Source organism: Mesorhizobium sp. LNJC405B00 (assembly GCF_000502615.1).
GTDB lineage: Bacteria > Pseudomonadota > Alphaproteobacteria > Rhizobiales > Rhizobiaceae > Mesorhizobium.
Map to the genome: position 1 here is coordinate 532,237 of NZ_AYWC01000003.1, position 14,668 is coordinate 546,904.

15 protein-coding genes are annotated in these 14,668 nt (G+C 63.0%); 8 read left to right on the forward strand and 7 right to left on the reverse strand.

The genetic code is table 11. The features are described 5' to 3' along the window. Window positions 1-96: 96 nt before the first annotated feature. The 4 genes from X756_RS156355 to X756_RS156340 all read right to left on the reverse strand — a co-directional run bounded on the left by X756_RS156355 (window position 97) and on the right by X756_RS156340 (window position 5,191). Window positions 97-1,029, reverse strand: coding sequence for a substrate-binding domain-containing protein (locus tag X756_RS156355; protein ID WP_023687083.1), 933 nt, complete (start codon window positions 1,027-1,029; stop codon window positions 97-99). Between the two features lie 296 nt (window positions 1,030-1,325). After that, window positions 1,326-2,354, reverse strand: coding sequence for an ABC transporter permease (locus tag X756_RS156350; RefSeq protein WP_198020006.1), 1,029 nt, complete (start codon window positions 2,352-2,354; stop codon window positions 1,326-1,328). Continuing rightward, on the reverse strand, window positions 2,351-3,895 hold the full coding sequence (locus X756_RS156345) for a sugar ABC transporter ATP-binding protein (protein ID WP_050589233.1): 1,545 nt from the start codon (window positions 3,893-3,895) through the stop codon (window positions 2,351-2,353). Before X756_RS156345 ends, X756_RS156350 begins: the two co-directional genes overlap by 4 nt. Before the next feature lie 138 nt (window positions 3,896-4,033). Further along, on the reverse strand, window positions 4,034-5,191 hold the full coding sequence (locus X756_RS156340; RefSeq protein WP_023729292.1) for a fumarylacetoacetate hydrolase family protein: 1,158 nt from the start codon (window positions 5,189-5,191) through the stop codon (window positions 4,034-4,036). A 176-nt stretch (window positions 5,192-5,367) separates the two neighbouring features. On the opposite strand from X756_RS156340, the gene X756_RS156335 reads away from it, so the two are divergent. The 6 genes from X756_RS156335 to X756_RS156310 all read left to right on the forward strand — a co-directional run bounded on the left by X756_RS156335 (window position 5,368) and on the right by X756_RS156310 (window position 11,454). Continuing rightward, complete coding sequence (locus tag X756_RS156335; RefSeq protein WP_023729293.1) at window positions 5,368-6,645, forward strand: FAD-binding oxidoreductase; 1,278 nt, start codon at window positions 5,368-5,370, stop codon at window positions 6,643-6,645. Between the two features lie 96 nt (window positions 6,646-6,741). Beyond that, window positions 6,742-7,623 (forward strand): ABC transporter permease, encoded by an 882-nt coding sequence (locus X756_RS156330; RefSeq protein ID WP_023729294.1) that lies wholly within the window; start codon window positions 6,742-6,744, stop codon window positions 7,621-7,623. Further along, window positions 7,620-8,444, forward strand: coding sequence for an ABC transporter permease (locus X756_RS156325; RefSeq protein WP_023729295.1), 825 nt, complete (start codon window positions 7,620-7,622; stop codon window positions 8,442-8,444). Before X756_RS156330 ends, X756_RS156325 begins: the two co-directional genes overlap by 4 nt. 25 nt (window positions 8,445-8,469) lie before the next feature. Further along, the gene (locus X756_RS156320) at window positions 8,470-9,576 is read left to right on the forward strand and encodes an ABC transporter substrate-binding protein (protein ID WP_023668506.1); all 1,107 of its coding nucleotides are present in this window, start codon (window positions 8,470-8,472) and stop codon (window positions 9,574-9,576) included. A gap of 194 nt (window positions 9,577-9,770) precedes the next feature. Then, the gene (locus X756_RS156315) at window positions 9,771-10,379 is read left to right on the forward strand and encodes a cupin domain-containing protein (RefSeq protein WP_023687089.1); all 609 of its coding nucleotides are present in this window, start codon (window positions 9,771-9,773) and stop codon (window positions 10,377-10,379) included. Further along, window positions 10,369-11,454 (forward strand): ABC transporter ATP-binding protein, encoded by a 1,086-nt coding sequence (locus X756_RS156310; RefSeq protein ID WP_023729296.1) that lies wholly within the window; start codon window positions 10,369-10,371, stop codon window positions 11,452-11,454. The genes X756_RS156315 and X756_RS156310 overlap by 11 nt, the downstream gene beginning before the upstream one ends. Before the next feature lie 440 nt (window positions 11,455-11,894). Here X756_RS156310 and X756_RS156305 read toward each other — a convergent pair whose 3' ends face one another. Beyond that, window positions 11,895-12,599 (reverse strand): SOS response-associated peptidase, encoded by a 705-nt coding sequence (locus X756_RS156305; protein ID WP_023729297.1) that lies wholly within the window; start codon window positions 12,597-12,599, stop codon window positions 11,895-11,897. Window positions 12,600-12,785: 186 nt separating this feature from the next. On the opposite strand from X756_RS156305, the gene X756_RS156300 reads away from it, so the two are divergent. Beyond that, window positions 12,786-13,139: a nuclear transport factor 2 family protein gene (locus X756_RS156300; protein ID WP_023684393.1), complete on the forward strand. Its 354-nt coding sequence runs from the start codon at window positions 12,786-12,788 to the stop codon at window positions 13,137-13,139. A gap of 89 nt (window positions 13,140-13,228) precedes the next feature. Here X756_RS156300 and X756_RS156295 read toward each other — a convergent pair whose 3' ends face one another. Both X756_RS156295 and X756_RS156290 read right to left on the reverse strand, forming a co-directional pair. Further along, entirely contained in the window at window positions 13,229-13,708 is a 480-nt protein-coding gene (locus X756_RS156295) for an SRPBCC family protein (RefSeq protein WP_023729298.1), read from the reverse strand. Continuing rightward, window positions 13,705-14,061, reverse strand: a complete 357-nt coding sequence (locus tag X756_RS156290; protein WP_023687094.1) for a metalloregulator ArsR/SmtB family transcription factor — start codon at window positions 14,059-14,061, stop codon at window positions 13,705-13,707. Before X756_RS156290 ends, X756_RS156295 begins: the two co-directional genes overlap by 4 nt. A 165-nt stretch (window positions 14,062-14,226) precedes the next feature. On the opposite strand from X756_RS156290, the gene X756_RS156285 reads away from it, so the two are divergent. Then, complete coding sequence (locus tag X756_RS156285) at window positions 14,227-14,574, forward strand: ArsC family reductase (RefSeq protein ID WP_023687095.1); 348 nt, start codon at window positions 14,227-14,229, stop codon at window positions 14,572-14,574. Window positions 14,575-14,668: the final 94 nt, after the last annotated feature.

A 14,668-nucleotide genomic window follows, 5' to 3' on the forward strand; every position in this document is an offset into this window, starting at 1 on the left:
ACAGGAAGGGAAGGCTGAGCCCAGCGCGCAACGCGAAGGGCTCGGCGAAAAGACAGTCGCGACCGCGGCTGCGGCCGCGACTGTTGAAGGTCTGGGTTATTTGCCCGACAGGATGTCGTCGTAGACCTGCGCGGTGTCCTTTTCATAGAGCGCGCCGGTGATGACGTTGAAGCCCGGAGGAATGCCTGACGCCGCCATGTTGGCCAGCGACAGCGCGACGTAGCTGGTCGCCTGCGGGTCCTGCCACTGGCCGGCATTGACGTAGCCGGTCAGCACTTCCTGGGTAGTGTCGAGCGAGTTGCCCCAGCCGACGACCGGGATTTCGCCCGGCTTGATGCCGGCCTGGTCGAACACCCGCTTGATCGAGCCGGTGACCAGATCGCCGAGGCCGATGATTGCCTTGACCTTGGCCTTGTTGGCGGTGAGATAGTCGACCATGCGGTTGATGGCTTCGGCCTGGTCGAGGGTCGCTTCGGTGATCTCATAGGTGATCCCCAGCGGTTCGAAGACGCTCTTGATGCCTTCCTCTTCCTGGACGCCGTAGGTGGCGCCGGGGATTTCGACCGGCATCCAGACGAAGTCGCCCTTCTTCACCAGGCCCTTGTCGACCAGATATTGCGCCCAGTGCTTGCCGAAGGTGACGTTGTCGCCGCCGACATAGGCGTCGAAGCTTGCCTTGGGATCGGGCGTGTTGAAGTTGATGATCGGGATCTTGGCCGTGTTGGCTTCCTTGGCGATTTCGATCAGGCTGCCCGGATCGGGGCTGGTGGTGACGATGCCGTCGGCCTTTGCCGAGATCGCGGCGCGCACGGCCTCCTGCTGCGAGGCAACGTCGCCATTGTGGAACGAGGTGTTGACGGTGTTGCCGGTGTCCTTCGCCCATTGCTTGGCGCCGGCCAGGAAGTAGGTCCAGACCGGGTCGGCCGGGCCGCCATGCGAAATCCAGTAGAACGTCTTGGCCTGTGCTGCCGCCGGAACGGCCAGCGCCACAATCAAGCCAAGCACGAGTAATCGTAGCCTCGTCAGCATTTGCTTTCCTCCCATGTTGAAAAACGACCTCCACGTCCGGCGATGATCCGGGCGATGCCCTTGATCCTCTCCTCCTGCCAGCGCCGACCCGGATGCGCAGAGCATCTTCTTTTGCGGCCGATGGCAAGCCTTCATCCGCCCAATGGATGGTGGCGCGATGCAACGCGCCATCATCGATCCCATCAGATCGCATCAGTTAGAGGGCAATTCCAGGAAAAGTGTGAAACGGTTTTCCGTCCGGAATTGCGTCAACCAAGAGATAGAGATATTTCCCGGCAAGCAGGCGGGGCTTAAACTCAGGCGCGCGGATTTTCCTGGAAGCGCTCGGCCTGGCGGTTGCGCAGCACCTTGGCCAGCCGGTCGAGCGCGAGCGCCAGCACCATCACCGCGCCGATCACGAAGGGGCTCCATGCGGCGTCGATGCCGAACAGGGTCACGCCGCTCAAGATGACCTGGACGATCAGCATGCCGATCACCGCACCGAAGACGGTGCCGCGCCCGCCGGAAAGCGAGGTGCCGCCGATGATCGCCGCGGCAATCGCCATCAGCACGAAACCGCCGCCTTGGTCGACGTCGGTAACGGGAGAGCCAAGCCACAGCGCGCCCGCCAGCCCCGAGACGATGCCCATCAGCACCAGCGTCTGCAGCCGCACAGCACCTGTCGGGATGCCGGCATAGAGCGCCGCCTGCGGATTGCTGCCGACGGCCTGGATCCGGTAGCCGAAGCGGCTGCGGTGAAGCACGAGGTGCATCACCACCGCCATTGCGACGAAGACAAAGACAGCCGTCGGCACAAGGCCGAACAGCTTGCCGTGAACGATCTCAAAGAAGTCGCCGCCTGGGCTGGCCGGAGCTGTCGCTTGCATCTTGACGGCCACCGCCGCCAGGCCCCGGAACATTGCAAAGGTGCCCAGCGTAACGACGATGGCCGGCAGTCGCAGCGCCACCACCAGCAGGCCGTTGACGAGGCCGAGCCCGGCGCCGAGCAGCACGCCGGCAAGGGCGGCAAGCCACGGGTCGATGCCGGCGGCCAGAAGGAATGCGGTGAGAAGGGCCGCGAGATGGAATATCCAGCCGACGGAAAGGTCGATCTCGCGGAGTGCGAGCACGAACACTATGCCGATCGCCAGCATGCCGGGATACGCAGCGGTTTCCAGCAACGACAGCACATTGGCGTCATCGAGGAAATCCGGCCGGGCAAAGCCTGTAATCGCCACCAGGACAACGAGCCCGATGAGCGGCCTGAGTTCGACGGGCAGGCGAAGGCTGCGCTTCGGGTGGGCAGCCGAACCGGCAAGCTGTAGCATGGGATCCAATCGTGTCATGCCATGGCTCCCACGAGTTTCTTTTTCGGCCGCTCCGCCTCCGGCATCTCGCCGGTGGTGGTCAGTTGCAGCACTGTCCTTCGCTTCATCTCGGCGCCGGACAGCTCGCCGGCGACCCGGCCGCGGTGGAAGACAAGGACGCGGTTGCTGAGGTTGGTCAGTTCGGACGGCTCGACCGAACGCAGCAAAACGATACAGCCATTGGCTGCCATCTGCCGGATCAGCGCATAGATCTTGCGCTTGGCAGCCGCCTCGATACCGCCAGCCGGATTGTCTAGGAGCAGCACTTGCGGCGCCGTCTCCAGCCATTTGGCGACTACGATCTTCTGCTGATCGCCGGCCAGCAGCGAATTCACCGGCGCGTCCGGCAGGCCCTTGATGCGCAGCGCATCGATCTGCCTTGCGGCGGCGGTGATCGCGGCCTTGGGCGAGTAGCGGCGAGACCCCCAGTTGCGGGCGCCGGTAGCGATGTTGCCTATGTTGAAGGCCAGCGACCGGTCGGGCATCAGGCCGTTGCACAGGCGGTTGGCCGGCACCAGGCCGATGCCGCGCCGCGCCGCTTCGGTCGGATTTCCAGGCAAGCCGTAGCCGTCGGGGAGCCGCACCCTGCCGCTTTGCGCCTCGCGCAGGCCAAACAGCATCTCGAACAGGTCTTCAACGCCCGACCCCTCAAGCCCGGCCAAGCCGAGGATCTCGCCGGAGCGGGCGGTGAAGCTGACGCCGGAAATCCGGCCGCCGCTCAGACCCTCCACCGTGATCCGCGGCCTTATCGTGCTGGCATTGGCCGGCAGTGCAGGCGGGAACAGGCTGCCGCGCTGCTGGCCGATCATGGCGTCGATCACATCGGCTTCGCTCAACGCCGAGCGCTCACTTGTCAGCACGTCACGGCCGTTGCGCATCACGGTGACCTGGTCTGCGATCGCAAACACATCCTCCAGCCGGTGCGAGACATAGAGCACGCTCGTGCCCTTGGCCTTGAGGTCACTTAGTACGGTGAACAGGTGCTCGGTCTGGCGCCGGTCGAGCGCAGAATTCGGTTCATCGAGGATCAGCAGCCTCGGGCCTTCCAGAATTGCGCGGCCGAGTTCGACATATTGCCGTTCGCCCATGCCGAGTTGTCCCACAGGAGCGTGGACATCGAGGTCGAGCTTGAGTTGCCGAAGCAAGGTGCGGCTGCGTGCCTCCATCTCGCGCCTGGAGACGAAGCCATTGCGCAACGGCTCGCGATTGACGAACAGATTGGCCAGTACCGAGCGGTCGGCAAACAGGCCGAGCCCCTGGTGGACGACGCCGAAGCTGTGCTTGCGTGCAGCGATCGGGCTGTCGACGGTGACGATCTGGTCGCCGACGCGGATGGTGCCGCTGTTGGGCCGGAGCACGCCGGCAAGCACCTTCACCAGCGTCGACTTTCCGGCGCCGCTTTCACCGACGACAGCATGGATGGTCCCCTGTCCGACAGACAGGTTCATATCCCTGAGCGCGACAACGCCGCCATAACGCATGGCGAGATTGCGCACCGATATCATCGGCAAACCGAGCATGCGATTCGGCCCCCACAGACCGCGCCCCGATCCTGGAGCGAATTTCCGATACAGTCACCCGGATTCCGCTAACAAACGGCTTACAGGAACCGGATAGGAACGTTTATCGGCTATCCGTTCGTCCTGGCTGCTCCGAAATCAGATCAGGTCGGCCTTGGCGAGGTCCCGCATGAGATGGCTGGCGCCGTAGGTCCAGTGCGGGCAATCGGGCGACAGAAGCACGCGGTTCACCAGCGCGCCGAATTTCTCCGACGAGATGGTGACGATATCGCCGATCTTGTGGGTGAATCCCTTGCCCTTCTCGCCGCGATCCTTCGACGGCACGAACATGGTGCCGAGATAAAGCGCCAAGCCGTCGGGATACTGGTGGTGCGGCCCCATGGCGGCCGCGACCAGCTCTTCGGGCGAACGGCTGATCTCGGCCATCGAGCTCGCGCCCTCCAGCGAAAACCCGTCCTCGCCCTCGACCTGCAGCCGCACCGTGGCGCGCTTGACATCGTCGATGGAAAAGCTTGCGTCGAACAACCGGATGAAGGGCCCAAGCGAGGCCGAGGCATTGTTGTCCTTGGCCTTGCCGAGCAGCAGCGCCGAGCGTCCCTCGACGTCGCGCAGATTGACGTCGTTGCCGATGGTCGCGCCGACGATCCTGCCGGTGCTGGCGGCGATCATGGCGATCTCCGGCTCGGGGTTGTTCCAGGTGGAGACAGGATGCAGCCCGACATCGGCGCCGAAGCCGACGGACGCCATCGGCTGGCATTTGGTAAAGATCTCGGCGTCGGGGCCGATGCCGACTTCCAGATATTGCGACCAGGCGCCGCGCTGGATGAGCTTGGCCTTGATCTCCATAGCTTCGGGCGAGCCGGGCTTCAGCTTCGACAGATCGTGGCCGATCAGCCCGGCAATGTCGGCGCGGATGGCGTCGGCCTTTTCCGCCGAGCCGCGCGCCTGCTCTTCGATGACGCGTTCGAGCAGGCTGACCACGAAGGTCACGCCCGACGCCTTCACCGCCTGCAGGTCGACAGGCGAGAGCAGATAGGGCTTTGCCGGGTCGCGGGTAGCCTGAAAACTGTTGGCGGCGATCGCATCGAGCGAACCGATCGGTTTGCCCTTGGCAGAGCGCACGTGTCCGGCCGGATCGACCATCTCGCAAATGTCGCGCACGGTGGGTGCGGTGGTCGAGGTGATGTTGAAAACAATGCCGTCGCGCACGGTGACCACCAGCGGATGCGAGGCATCGCTTGCCCTGGCTCGGCCGATGAAGAGCCCGTCGGCGGGAAGCTGCGTTGGGTTCGTCATGGCTTACGGTCCTTTGATGATCGAGATGGCAGCTGGGCCGCTGCACTTTCACCGGATTCACGCCAAAGGTCTATCCCGTGGCGCAGGCAATTGTCGGTTCTGACATGAGGCCCGCTCTTTCAAAAAAATGAAACTGGCACTAGAATTTTCATTTTCCGCATACTCCAGGTGAAGCCTTGCCCGCACCGTTTTCCGTTCCGATCTGGCAGAAGCCGCAGACCGCATCCGCCTTCCAGTTGCTCGTCACTGCGCCGGTCGACGTTGCCATCGTCGGCGGCGGCTTCATGGGCCTGTCGACCGCCTTGCACGCAGCCCGGCTCGGTCTCGGTGTACAGGTGCTGGAGGCTGGCGAGATCGGCCAGGGCGCCTCGGGCCTCAATGGCGGCCAGGTCATTCCCGGCCTGAAATATGATCCCGAATGGCTGCTCGAGCATTTCGGCCCCGAGCGTGGCCAAGCGCTGGTCGTTTTCGCCGCCTCGGCGGCGGATACGGTGTTCGATCTCATCCGCGACGAAAAGCTGGCGGTGCCGCTCACCCGCAAGGGCTGGATCCAGGCCGCGCATACCGAAACCGCATTGAAAGCGGCGGCGAACAGGGATCGTCAATGGCGGGCGCGTGGCGCCGATGTCCGGCTTCTGAATGAAAGCGAGATCGCCGATATGACCGGCGCGCAAGGCTATCTCGGCGGCTGGCTCGACCGCCGCGCCGGCATCATCGATCCGCTCGCCTATACAGTGGAACTGGCGCGCATCGCTGCCGCCGCCGGCGCCAGCATTGCCGAGCGGCAGAAGGTGGTGAAACTCCGCAAGGAAGCCGGCCTTTGGCGCGTTTCAACCGAAAACGGCGCCGAGGTGCGGGCGAAAGCGGTTGTCCTGGCGACGAACGCCTATACCGATGGACTGCTTCCGGGCCTCGCCGAAACGATCGTGCCGCTGCATTCCTTCCAGGTCGCCACCGCGCCGCTGTCATCCAACCTTGCGGCGACGATCCTGCCGGAAGGGCAGGCGGTGTCCGACTCCAGGCGCATTCTCGTCTACTACCGCAAAACAGCCGACGGCCATCTGGTGCTTGGCGGCCGTGGCCGCATGGCGCTTCCCAGGAGCGAGGCCGACTGGGCGCATCTGCAGCGCGCGCTGGTGCGGCTTTATCCCGCGCTCTCCGATGTCGCCATCGAGAAACGCTGGTTCGGTCGCGTGGCGATGACGCCGGATCATCTGCCGCACATCCACGAACCTGAAAAGGGCCTGCTCGCCGTGGTCGGTTGCCAGGGCAGGGGCGTCGGCCTGATGACCGCGCTGGGAAAACGCATGGCGGGCTATTTGGCAAACGGTGAGGCAGCGCAATTGCCGTTCCCGCTGTCGCCGATCCGGCCGATTCCGTTCCACGCCTTTCGCCAGATCGGCGTCGCCGCGACGATCGCCTGGTACCGCATGCTCGACGCCTTCGAGCGCTGATTGCGCGCCGGCCGTTTAGGCCTCGTGGATTCAGCTTGACAGTTTCATGAATATGAAAAAAGCTAAGTCGATTTCATATTTCCATTGAGCAGCCTGATGTCGACCGTCGTTGCGTCTGAAGCGCCAGCAGGCTCCGCCCGGGGCTTCCGCTTCGCCATGTTGCTGCCGGGCGGGCTGGTCACCTTCTTCCTGATCCTGTTTGCGCTCGGCCTCGTGCTGTTCCTCGCCTTGCGCGGCAATGACGGTTCGCTGCTCGGCGCCGGCTTTACGGCAGGCAACTTCATCACCGTGGTCTCCGATCCGCTCTACTGGACAGTGACGCTGCGCTCGCTGGTGATCGCCGGCCTGGTGACGCTGGCGACCGTCGTGACCACCTATCCCGTCGCCTACTATCTCGCCTTCCATGCCGCCCGCCGCCGCAGCCTGCTTTTGTTTCTGGTGACCCTGCCGTTCTGGACCAGCTATCTCCTGCGCGTCTTCGCCTGGAAGATCGTGCTCGCCTACAACGGCGTCTTGAACTCGGCGCTGATCGAAAGCGGCATCTGGTCGGAGCCGACGCTGGCCTTCCTCAACACGCCGGCGGCGGTGGTCGTCACGCTGGCGCATGCCTATGCGCCCTTCGCCATCCTGCCGATCTATGTGGCGCTGGACACCATCCCGAAATCACTGCTCGAAGCCGCCTCCGATCTCGGCGCCAGACCGTTCACGGCATTTCGCCGCGTCGTCTTGCCCAATTCGATGCCGGGCGTTCTGGCGGCCGCCCTCGTCGTCTTTGTGCCGACGGTCGGCGACTATGTCACCCCGGCCATGGTCGGCGGTCCCGCCAGCGCCATGATCGGCACATTGATCCAGTCGCAGTTCGGCAAGGCCAATGACTGGCCGTTCGGGGCGGCACTTTCAGTCTGCGTGATGCTGGTCATCCTCTGCGTGGTGCTGGTCGCACGCGGCGCCGACCGCAAATTCGGCAGCCGCACATGAGCGCGGCGCGGAGAGATGATGGCCGCGGCTGGCTCGGCGTCTATGTGCTTGCCTATCTCGTCTTCCTCTATCTGCCGGTGCTGTTGATCCCGCTGTTTTCCTTCAACAACTCCATCCAGGCCGCGTTTCCGCTGCAGGGCTTCACGCTCGAATGGTATGCCACGCTCTATGGCAATCCGGCGCTGTCCGGCGCGCTTTTGAACAGTCTCGTCATTGGCGTCGTGGCCGCCGCCGGCGCCACGCTCTGCGGCATCACCGTCTCCTATATGGACCTCTACGGTCGTTCGCCGCTCGCCGCCACCATCAGCGCCATCTCCAGGCTGCCGATCCTGATCCCCGGCGTCATCGTCGGCATATCGTTGCTGATCCTCATCAATCTCATCGGCCTCGGCCCGTCGCGCATCGCCATCGTTCTCGGCCACATACTGGTGGCGCTGCCGACCACCGTGGTGATCATGCGCAGCCGGTTTGCCGCAATTCCGAAAACCATTCGCGAGGCCGCACTCGATCTCGGCGCTTCCGACTGGACGACCTTCCGGCGGGTGATGTTGCCGCTCTCGCTGCCGGCCATCGTCTCGGCCTTCATGCTGGCCTTTCTGATTTCCTTCGACGAGTTCATCGTCGTCTTCTTCCTCGCCGGCACCGAGCCGACGCTGCCGCTCTACATCTGGAGCCAACTGCGTTTTCCTCGCTCGCTGCCGACCGTGATGGCGCTGGGGACAGCTATCCTTGCTGTGTCCGTCATCATCGCCGGCATCGCCGAAATCCTGCGCCATCGCGGGCTGAGCACAGCCCGTNCGGCGCCCACCAGTCCAGCCTGAACCATAACAAAAGAGGAGAACCGAAATGGCATTCGACCCGAAATCAATTACTGGGCTGAAATCGATCACTGGCCCGAAATCGATCACTGCAAAGACAGCCCGCACCGGGCTTGCCGCGCTTGCAATCGTCCTGTCGTCGACTGTCGCCTTCGCCGCCGACAAGCTGCAATATTTCACTTGGTCCGGCTATGAACTGCCAGACTTCAACAAGAGCTTCCTGACGGCCCATCCCGATGGCGTCGAGGCCTCGATCTTCGGCGACGACGACGATGCCTTCACCAAGGTCAAGGCCGGCTTCCGCCCCGATATCGCCCATCCCTGCTACGACAAGGTGGCGCGCTGGAACAAGGAAGGCCTGCTGCAGCCGATCGATACCAAGCGCATCAAGAACTGGGATTCGATCTTCCCGGTGTTCAAGAACCTGCCCGACATCCAGGCCGGCGACGGCAAGGTCTGGATGGTGCCGTGGGATTGGGGCAACACCTCGATCCTCTACCGCACCGATCTGGTGAAGAACCCGGAAGCGAGCTGGAACCTTCTGTGGGACAAGCAATATGCCGGCCGCATGGCGACCATCGATGCCGTGCATGACACGCCGATCGTTGCAGCACTTCTGGCCGGCGTAAACCCCTTCGATATGACGCCGGAGCAGATGGACAAGGTGGCGGAAAAATTGCGCGAGCAGCGTCCGCTGCTCTCCAACTACACCACCGACATGACCTCGGTCGAACAGGCGCTGGCCAGCGGCCAGCTGGTCGCCGCCATGACCTGGAACGCGTCGGCAACCTCGCTGAAGAAGCAGGGCGTGCCGGTCGAGTTCATGAAGCCGAAGGAGGGCATGCTGACCTGGGCCTGCGGCTTCGTCATGCTCAAGGACGCCAAAAACGTCGACCTCGCCTATGACTTCATCAACAGCCGGCTCGACGCCGACTCGGGTAAGTACCTGATCCAGGCCTACGGCTATGGCAGCTCGCTGAGCACCGCCTTCGCCGGCGTGGCGAAGGACGAACTGGACAAGCTGCAATTGCCGGCGGACCCGGAGGTGATGCTGAAGACCACCATCTTCACCGGCCCGATGAAGCAGAACGACGATGTGGCGAAGATGTTCGAGAAAGTGAAGGCGGGGGGGTGAGCAGCGCAGACCTCACCTTCTCCCCTTGTGGGAGAAGGTGGATCGGCGCGCAGCGCCGAGACGGATGAGGGGTGNCTCACTCCGCTGGAACACCCCTCATCCGTCGCCTTCGGCGACACCTTCTCCCACAAGGGGAGAAGGGGGAGCTCTTCGGCGCTGCGCCGCGCCAATAGGACAGTTACAAGGACCCACGCATGGACATGCTTGACGACGCAACCGAGAAGCCCAAGGCCGACGCCGACATCCGCGTCGGCCGGCGCGTGCGGGCGCTGCGGCTGGAGCGCAATTTGTCGCTGGCCGAGCTTGCGGCAAAAGCCGGCGTGTCGATTGGGGCGCTGAGCCAGATCGAGCGCGGCCTGTCTTCGCTGCGCGTCAAGGTGATCTGGCCGCTGGCCGCCGCTCTCGACATCGAGCCTTCGGCGCTGATCACCGACGGCAACGAAGCCGCCAACGATCTCTATTGCGTGCGCGCCGACAAAAGGCGGCAGCTCCCGGTCAAGTCGGAAGGCATCGCCAAGGCGCTGCTGTCGCCGCCGGGCGCGGCGCTGACCGGCCTCTTGGTGACCGTGGAAGCCGATGGCGGCACGGCGGAAGCCTATGCGCATATCGGTCACGAGTTCGGCTATGTCCTGTCGGGCGAGGTCGAACTGGTGGTGGACTCGACAAAATACGTGCTGAAGAGCGGCGACTCCTTTGCCTTCAAGAGCACGCTTCTGCACGCCTTCCGCAATCCCGGCACCGAGCCTTGCCAGATCCTCTGGGTCAACACCACCAAGCCGTCCGAGGTTCGCGATGGCGCCTGATGCGCTGGTACGCCTGGACACGGTCTCGAAGGTTTTCCCCGGCGGCATTGTCGGGCTCGACGCCGTCGATCTCGACATTATCAGCGGCGAGTTCATCACCCTGCTCGGGCCCTCGGGCTGCGGCAAGACCACCAGCCTGCGCGTCATTGCCGGTTTCGAGAGCCCGTCGAGCGGCAAGGTGCTGCTCGATGGTCGCGACATCACCGCGCTCAGGCCGTTCGACCGTCCCGTCAACACCGTGTTCCAGGATTATGCGCTGTTCCCGCATATGAACGTCGCCGAGAATGTCGGCTTCGGCCTGTCGCTGCGCAAACTGTCCGGCGCCGAGCAGGCAAAGCGCGTCCGCGAAGCCCTCGACATGGTCGGCCTCGCCGACAAGCTCGGCGCCCGCGTTTCCGAACTGTCGGGTGGCCAGCGCCAGCGCGTCGCGCTCGCCCGAGCCATAGTCTGCGAGCCGCGCGTTCTGTTGCTCGATGAACCGCTGTCGGCGCTCGATGCGCATTTGCGCGAACAGATGCAGGTCGAACTGAAGCGGCTGCAGTCGCGGCTCGGCACCACCTTCGTCATGGTCACCCACGACCAGACCGAAGCGCTGTCGATCTCCGACCGCATCGTCGTCATGAACAAGGGCCGCATCGAGCAGATCGCGCCGCCGGCTACGCTTTACGACCGGCCGGCGACGAAATTCGTCGCAAGCTTCATCGGCACCATGAACCTCTTGCAATCGCGCTTCATCGGCCGCGACGGCGACCGCCTGCGCTTCGCCGCTGGCGGGCTTTCGCTGGAAGCAACATCTGAAACCGGCGACACACCCGGCGAAGGCACTGAGCGCACCATCGGCGTTCGCCCCGAGGACTTGCTGGCCACCACCGATGCCGCCGCCGGCACCGCGCCGGCGCGCGTCAACTCCATCGTCTTCCACGGCCGCACGCTGCGGCTGCATGCTGAGCTGGGGCAGGGATTGGCGGTCGTGATCGATGCGCCGCGCCAGGCCGAGGGCTTTCAATTCAGCGTCGGCGACGTGGCGCATGTCAGCCTGCGCCGTGGTGCCAACTGCCCTATGCTGCCAAGCTGATCCAACCCAATCCCTTCATCGACGGTTGGATTTAACCTGCTGTGAAGATCGCCAAGGTGGAATTAAGTGTGAATTGACTCGCAAAGGAACATATTCCTACTTTGCGGGATGCCCGAACTAAGCACCCGACCGCGCCGAAATGTGCAAACCCTCTGCTTGGCGCATGAAGTCGGGCAGCTAATTCGTGTTCGATGTCGGAACTGCAACATCACTCGACACTATCTGCCTGGCGATCTCGCAAAGCTGGTTGGTGATATCCCCTTTTGGGATGTGGAGCGGCACATGCGGTGCGAGCGCTGCAAAGGTCGTGAGCTCGATGCAGGCATCATTCTGCCAAGCGCTGCTGAACGCCTTAAAATTCGCGTCAGACGTCTTGTCGAAATCCGCATGGTTCGCCGGGTAATCTGGCGAGACGACGATTGAGGAGAGCCGATTTCGGGCTAAAACAGAGACCCTTGGGCCGGGGCCTGTGGTGGGAACTTGATCTGTGTGGCTGGCTTCTCAACGATCACCAACGCGTCGTTGGGCGCCGTCCGCTGCAAATGCCGTGCTTCCGACCATGGCGCCGTCAGCCAAGCCTCGGTTTCCTCCGGCGTGGTGAGGATCACGGGCATAGCCTTCTCATGCATCGGCGCAATGAGAGCATTAGGCTTGGTGGTCATGAAGGCGTATAGCTCGAAGTCGCCGGGACCGTCCTTGACCTTTCGCACGCCCTGCCAAGACGTCCAGAAACCAGCGAAGAAGAACAGCGGCCGGCTCTCGCCACGGGCAAACCAGTAATTTCGCTGGATTCCTGTTTCCGGGTCTTTATCGTTCGCCGCAGGGCTGGGCTCGGCAAAGCTGGTCACCGGCACGACACATCTGTGCTCGACGCCCACATATTGCTGCCAGTGCGAATATTGCGGATTGCGAACGTTGGTGGTGCCGTAGTCGGCCTTACCTTTCATGCGCTCGGGCGGCGTTGGCAAACCCCAAAGCAGTTTCGCCAGTTCACGCTCCCCATCCGTCCTGTTGCGAACGACAAGCCCAGGTTGATTGGGATAGACATCAAGCGAAGGTTCGAGGTTGCCGCTGATATCGCGCAATGTGCGGGTCCATTGGCGGACCGCCTCTTGCGTCGTCGTGATGTTGTAGAGGTTGCACATGCACCCAGCATTGCGGAATTGGCTTTTGTCTGCAACCGAAGTCGCTGTCCGACGCCGCCGCAATCGTCGTCACACAGCCGCGCTATATCATCGTCCTGACACACCTTGTCAGCTGTCGTGCGGGTAAAGGTGGCGGGCCGGCAAGCGCTTCCCTACTTCAAACCAGTCTGAACAGGAGGAACACACATGACCATCGCGGATGTTGCCAAGGATTTCACTGAAATGCTCCAGCAGGGGGATCACCTGGGTGCTGGTGAAAAGTACAATGCCGATGATATCGTCAGCCTCGAAGCCATGGAGGGGCCGATGGCCATCGCCCGTGGCAAGGAGGCTCTCAGGCAAAAGGGCGAATGGTGGCAAGAGAACCACGAAGTCCATGGCGGCTCTGTCGAAGGCCCCTATGTCAACGGCGACCAGTTCGCGGTGCGCTTCAAGTTCGACATAACGCCCAAGGCGACCGGCGAACGGGTCACCATGGACGAGGTTGGCCTGTACACGGTCAAGAACGGCAAGATCACCGAAGAGCGCTTCTACTACTGAGCCCGGGTGCCGTAGGGTTCCGGCGCACTTCGCTGCACGACCCAAAAACCAGGCGGCCGGGACAAAGTCCTGGCCGCAGTGGGAAAAGCTCAAATGGTCTTCACATACTGCGCCAACTGATCGGCCACCGTGCCCCAGCCGTCGAAGAACCCCATCTCTTCATGATTGTTGCGGGTAGCCTCGTCGCGATGGATGGCCGTCGCCGTGTAGCGCGTGCCCTTGTCATCCGACTGAAGCGAAATGACTGCGGTGATGAAGGGCTCGCCGGAGGGCCGATAGCCCCGCAGCAGCGCATCGGTCCACACCAGCCGCTCGTTCGGCACGATCTCGAGATAGCAGCAATGGCGGTCGTTGACCTCCTTGCCGTCGGGCGATTGCATGCGCGTCCGGAACAGTCCGCCCGGACGAAGGTCGATCTCGCAATCGGTGATCAGCCAGGGCTTGGGCGTGAACCATTGCTTGACATGCTCCGGCACCGTCATCGCGCTCCACAAGAGTTCGCGCGGCGCGTCGAGCTTGCGCTCCAGCACAAGGTCCAGTCTGGGGTCGGGCTTGAAGGGATAGCTCACTTTTCTTGCTCCTTGAGGCTCATCACATAGGCGTCGAATTGATCGAGTCGGCGCTCCCACAGCGTGCGCTGTTCGGCCAGCCAGTTTTCGGCGAGCTGCAGCGGTTCGGGCGCTAGCTGATAGGTCCTGGTGCGGCCGATTTTTTCCGATCGCACCAGACCGCAGCCTTCCAGCACTTTCAGATGCTCGATGAAGGAAGGCAGCGCCATCTCGAAAGGCTGCGCCAACTCGCTGACCGAGGCCGGACTGCGGTTCAACCGCTCGACCACGCGCCGCCGCGTCGGGTCAGCCAGCGCGCGGAAGATGCCGTCGATCGGCGGGAGACTTGTAGTTGGGGCGTGGAGGCTTGGCATGGGCGATCCTGAGGTCCGTCGACGGGTATAGAAAGATACTTAGGAAAATTCCTTAGTATTGGCAAGCCCTAAAAATGGGCTGATGTGACCGGGGTGCTGGCAAAGCGGGAAGGACGGTTTTAGGCTGTCCGGCGGATTCGACCACCAGCCCAAGGGAAGTGCGTTTTGACGATCACCATGTACGGCATCACCACCTGCGACACGATCAGGAAGGCGCGCACCTGGCTGGAGGGCCACGATGTGCCTTACCGTTTTCACGACTACCGGGCCGAGGGGATAGAGGTGGGCAGACTGGATGGATGGATCGGCAAGGTTGGCTGGGAAAAGCTGCTCAACAAGGGCAGCACGACCTTCCGCGAACTGCCCGACAAGCACAAGCAAGGGCTCGACGAGAAGAAGGCCAGGAAGCTGATGCTGGCCAACCCGACGATGATCAAGCGCCCGGTGCTCGAGGTCGGGGATGAGATTTTGGTGGGGTTCAAGCCGGAGGCTTATGAAGGGGTGGTGAAGTAGCGTAGCCCTGCCTCGTCAGCCTATGGCGTAGCAAGGAGCGAAGCGACGCAGCGCAGACACGAGGATGACGAACGCGTGGAGGGCGATCGCTAAT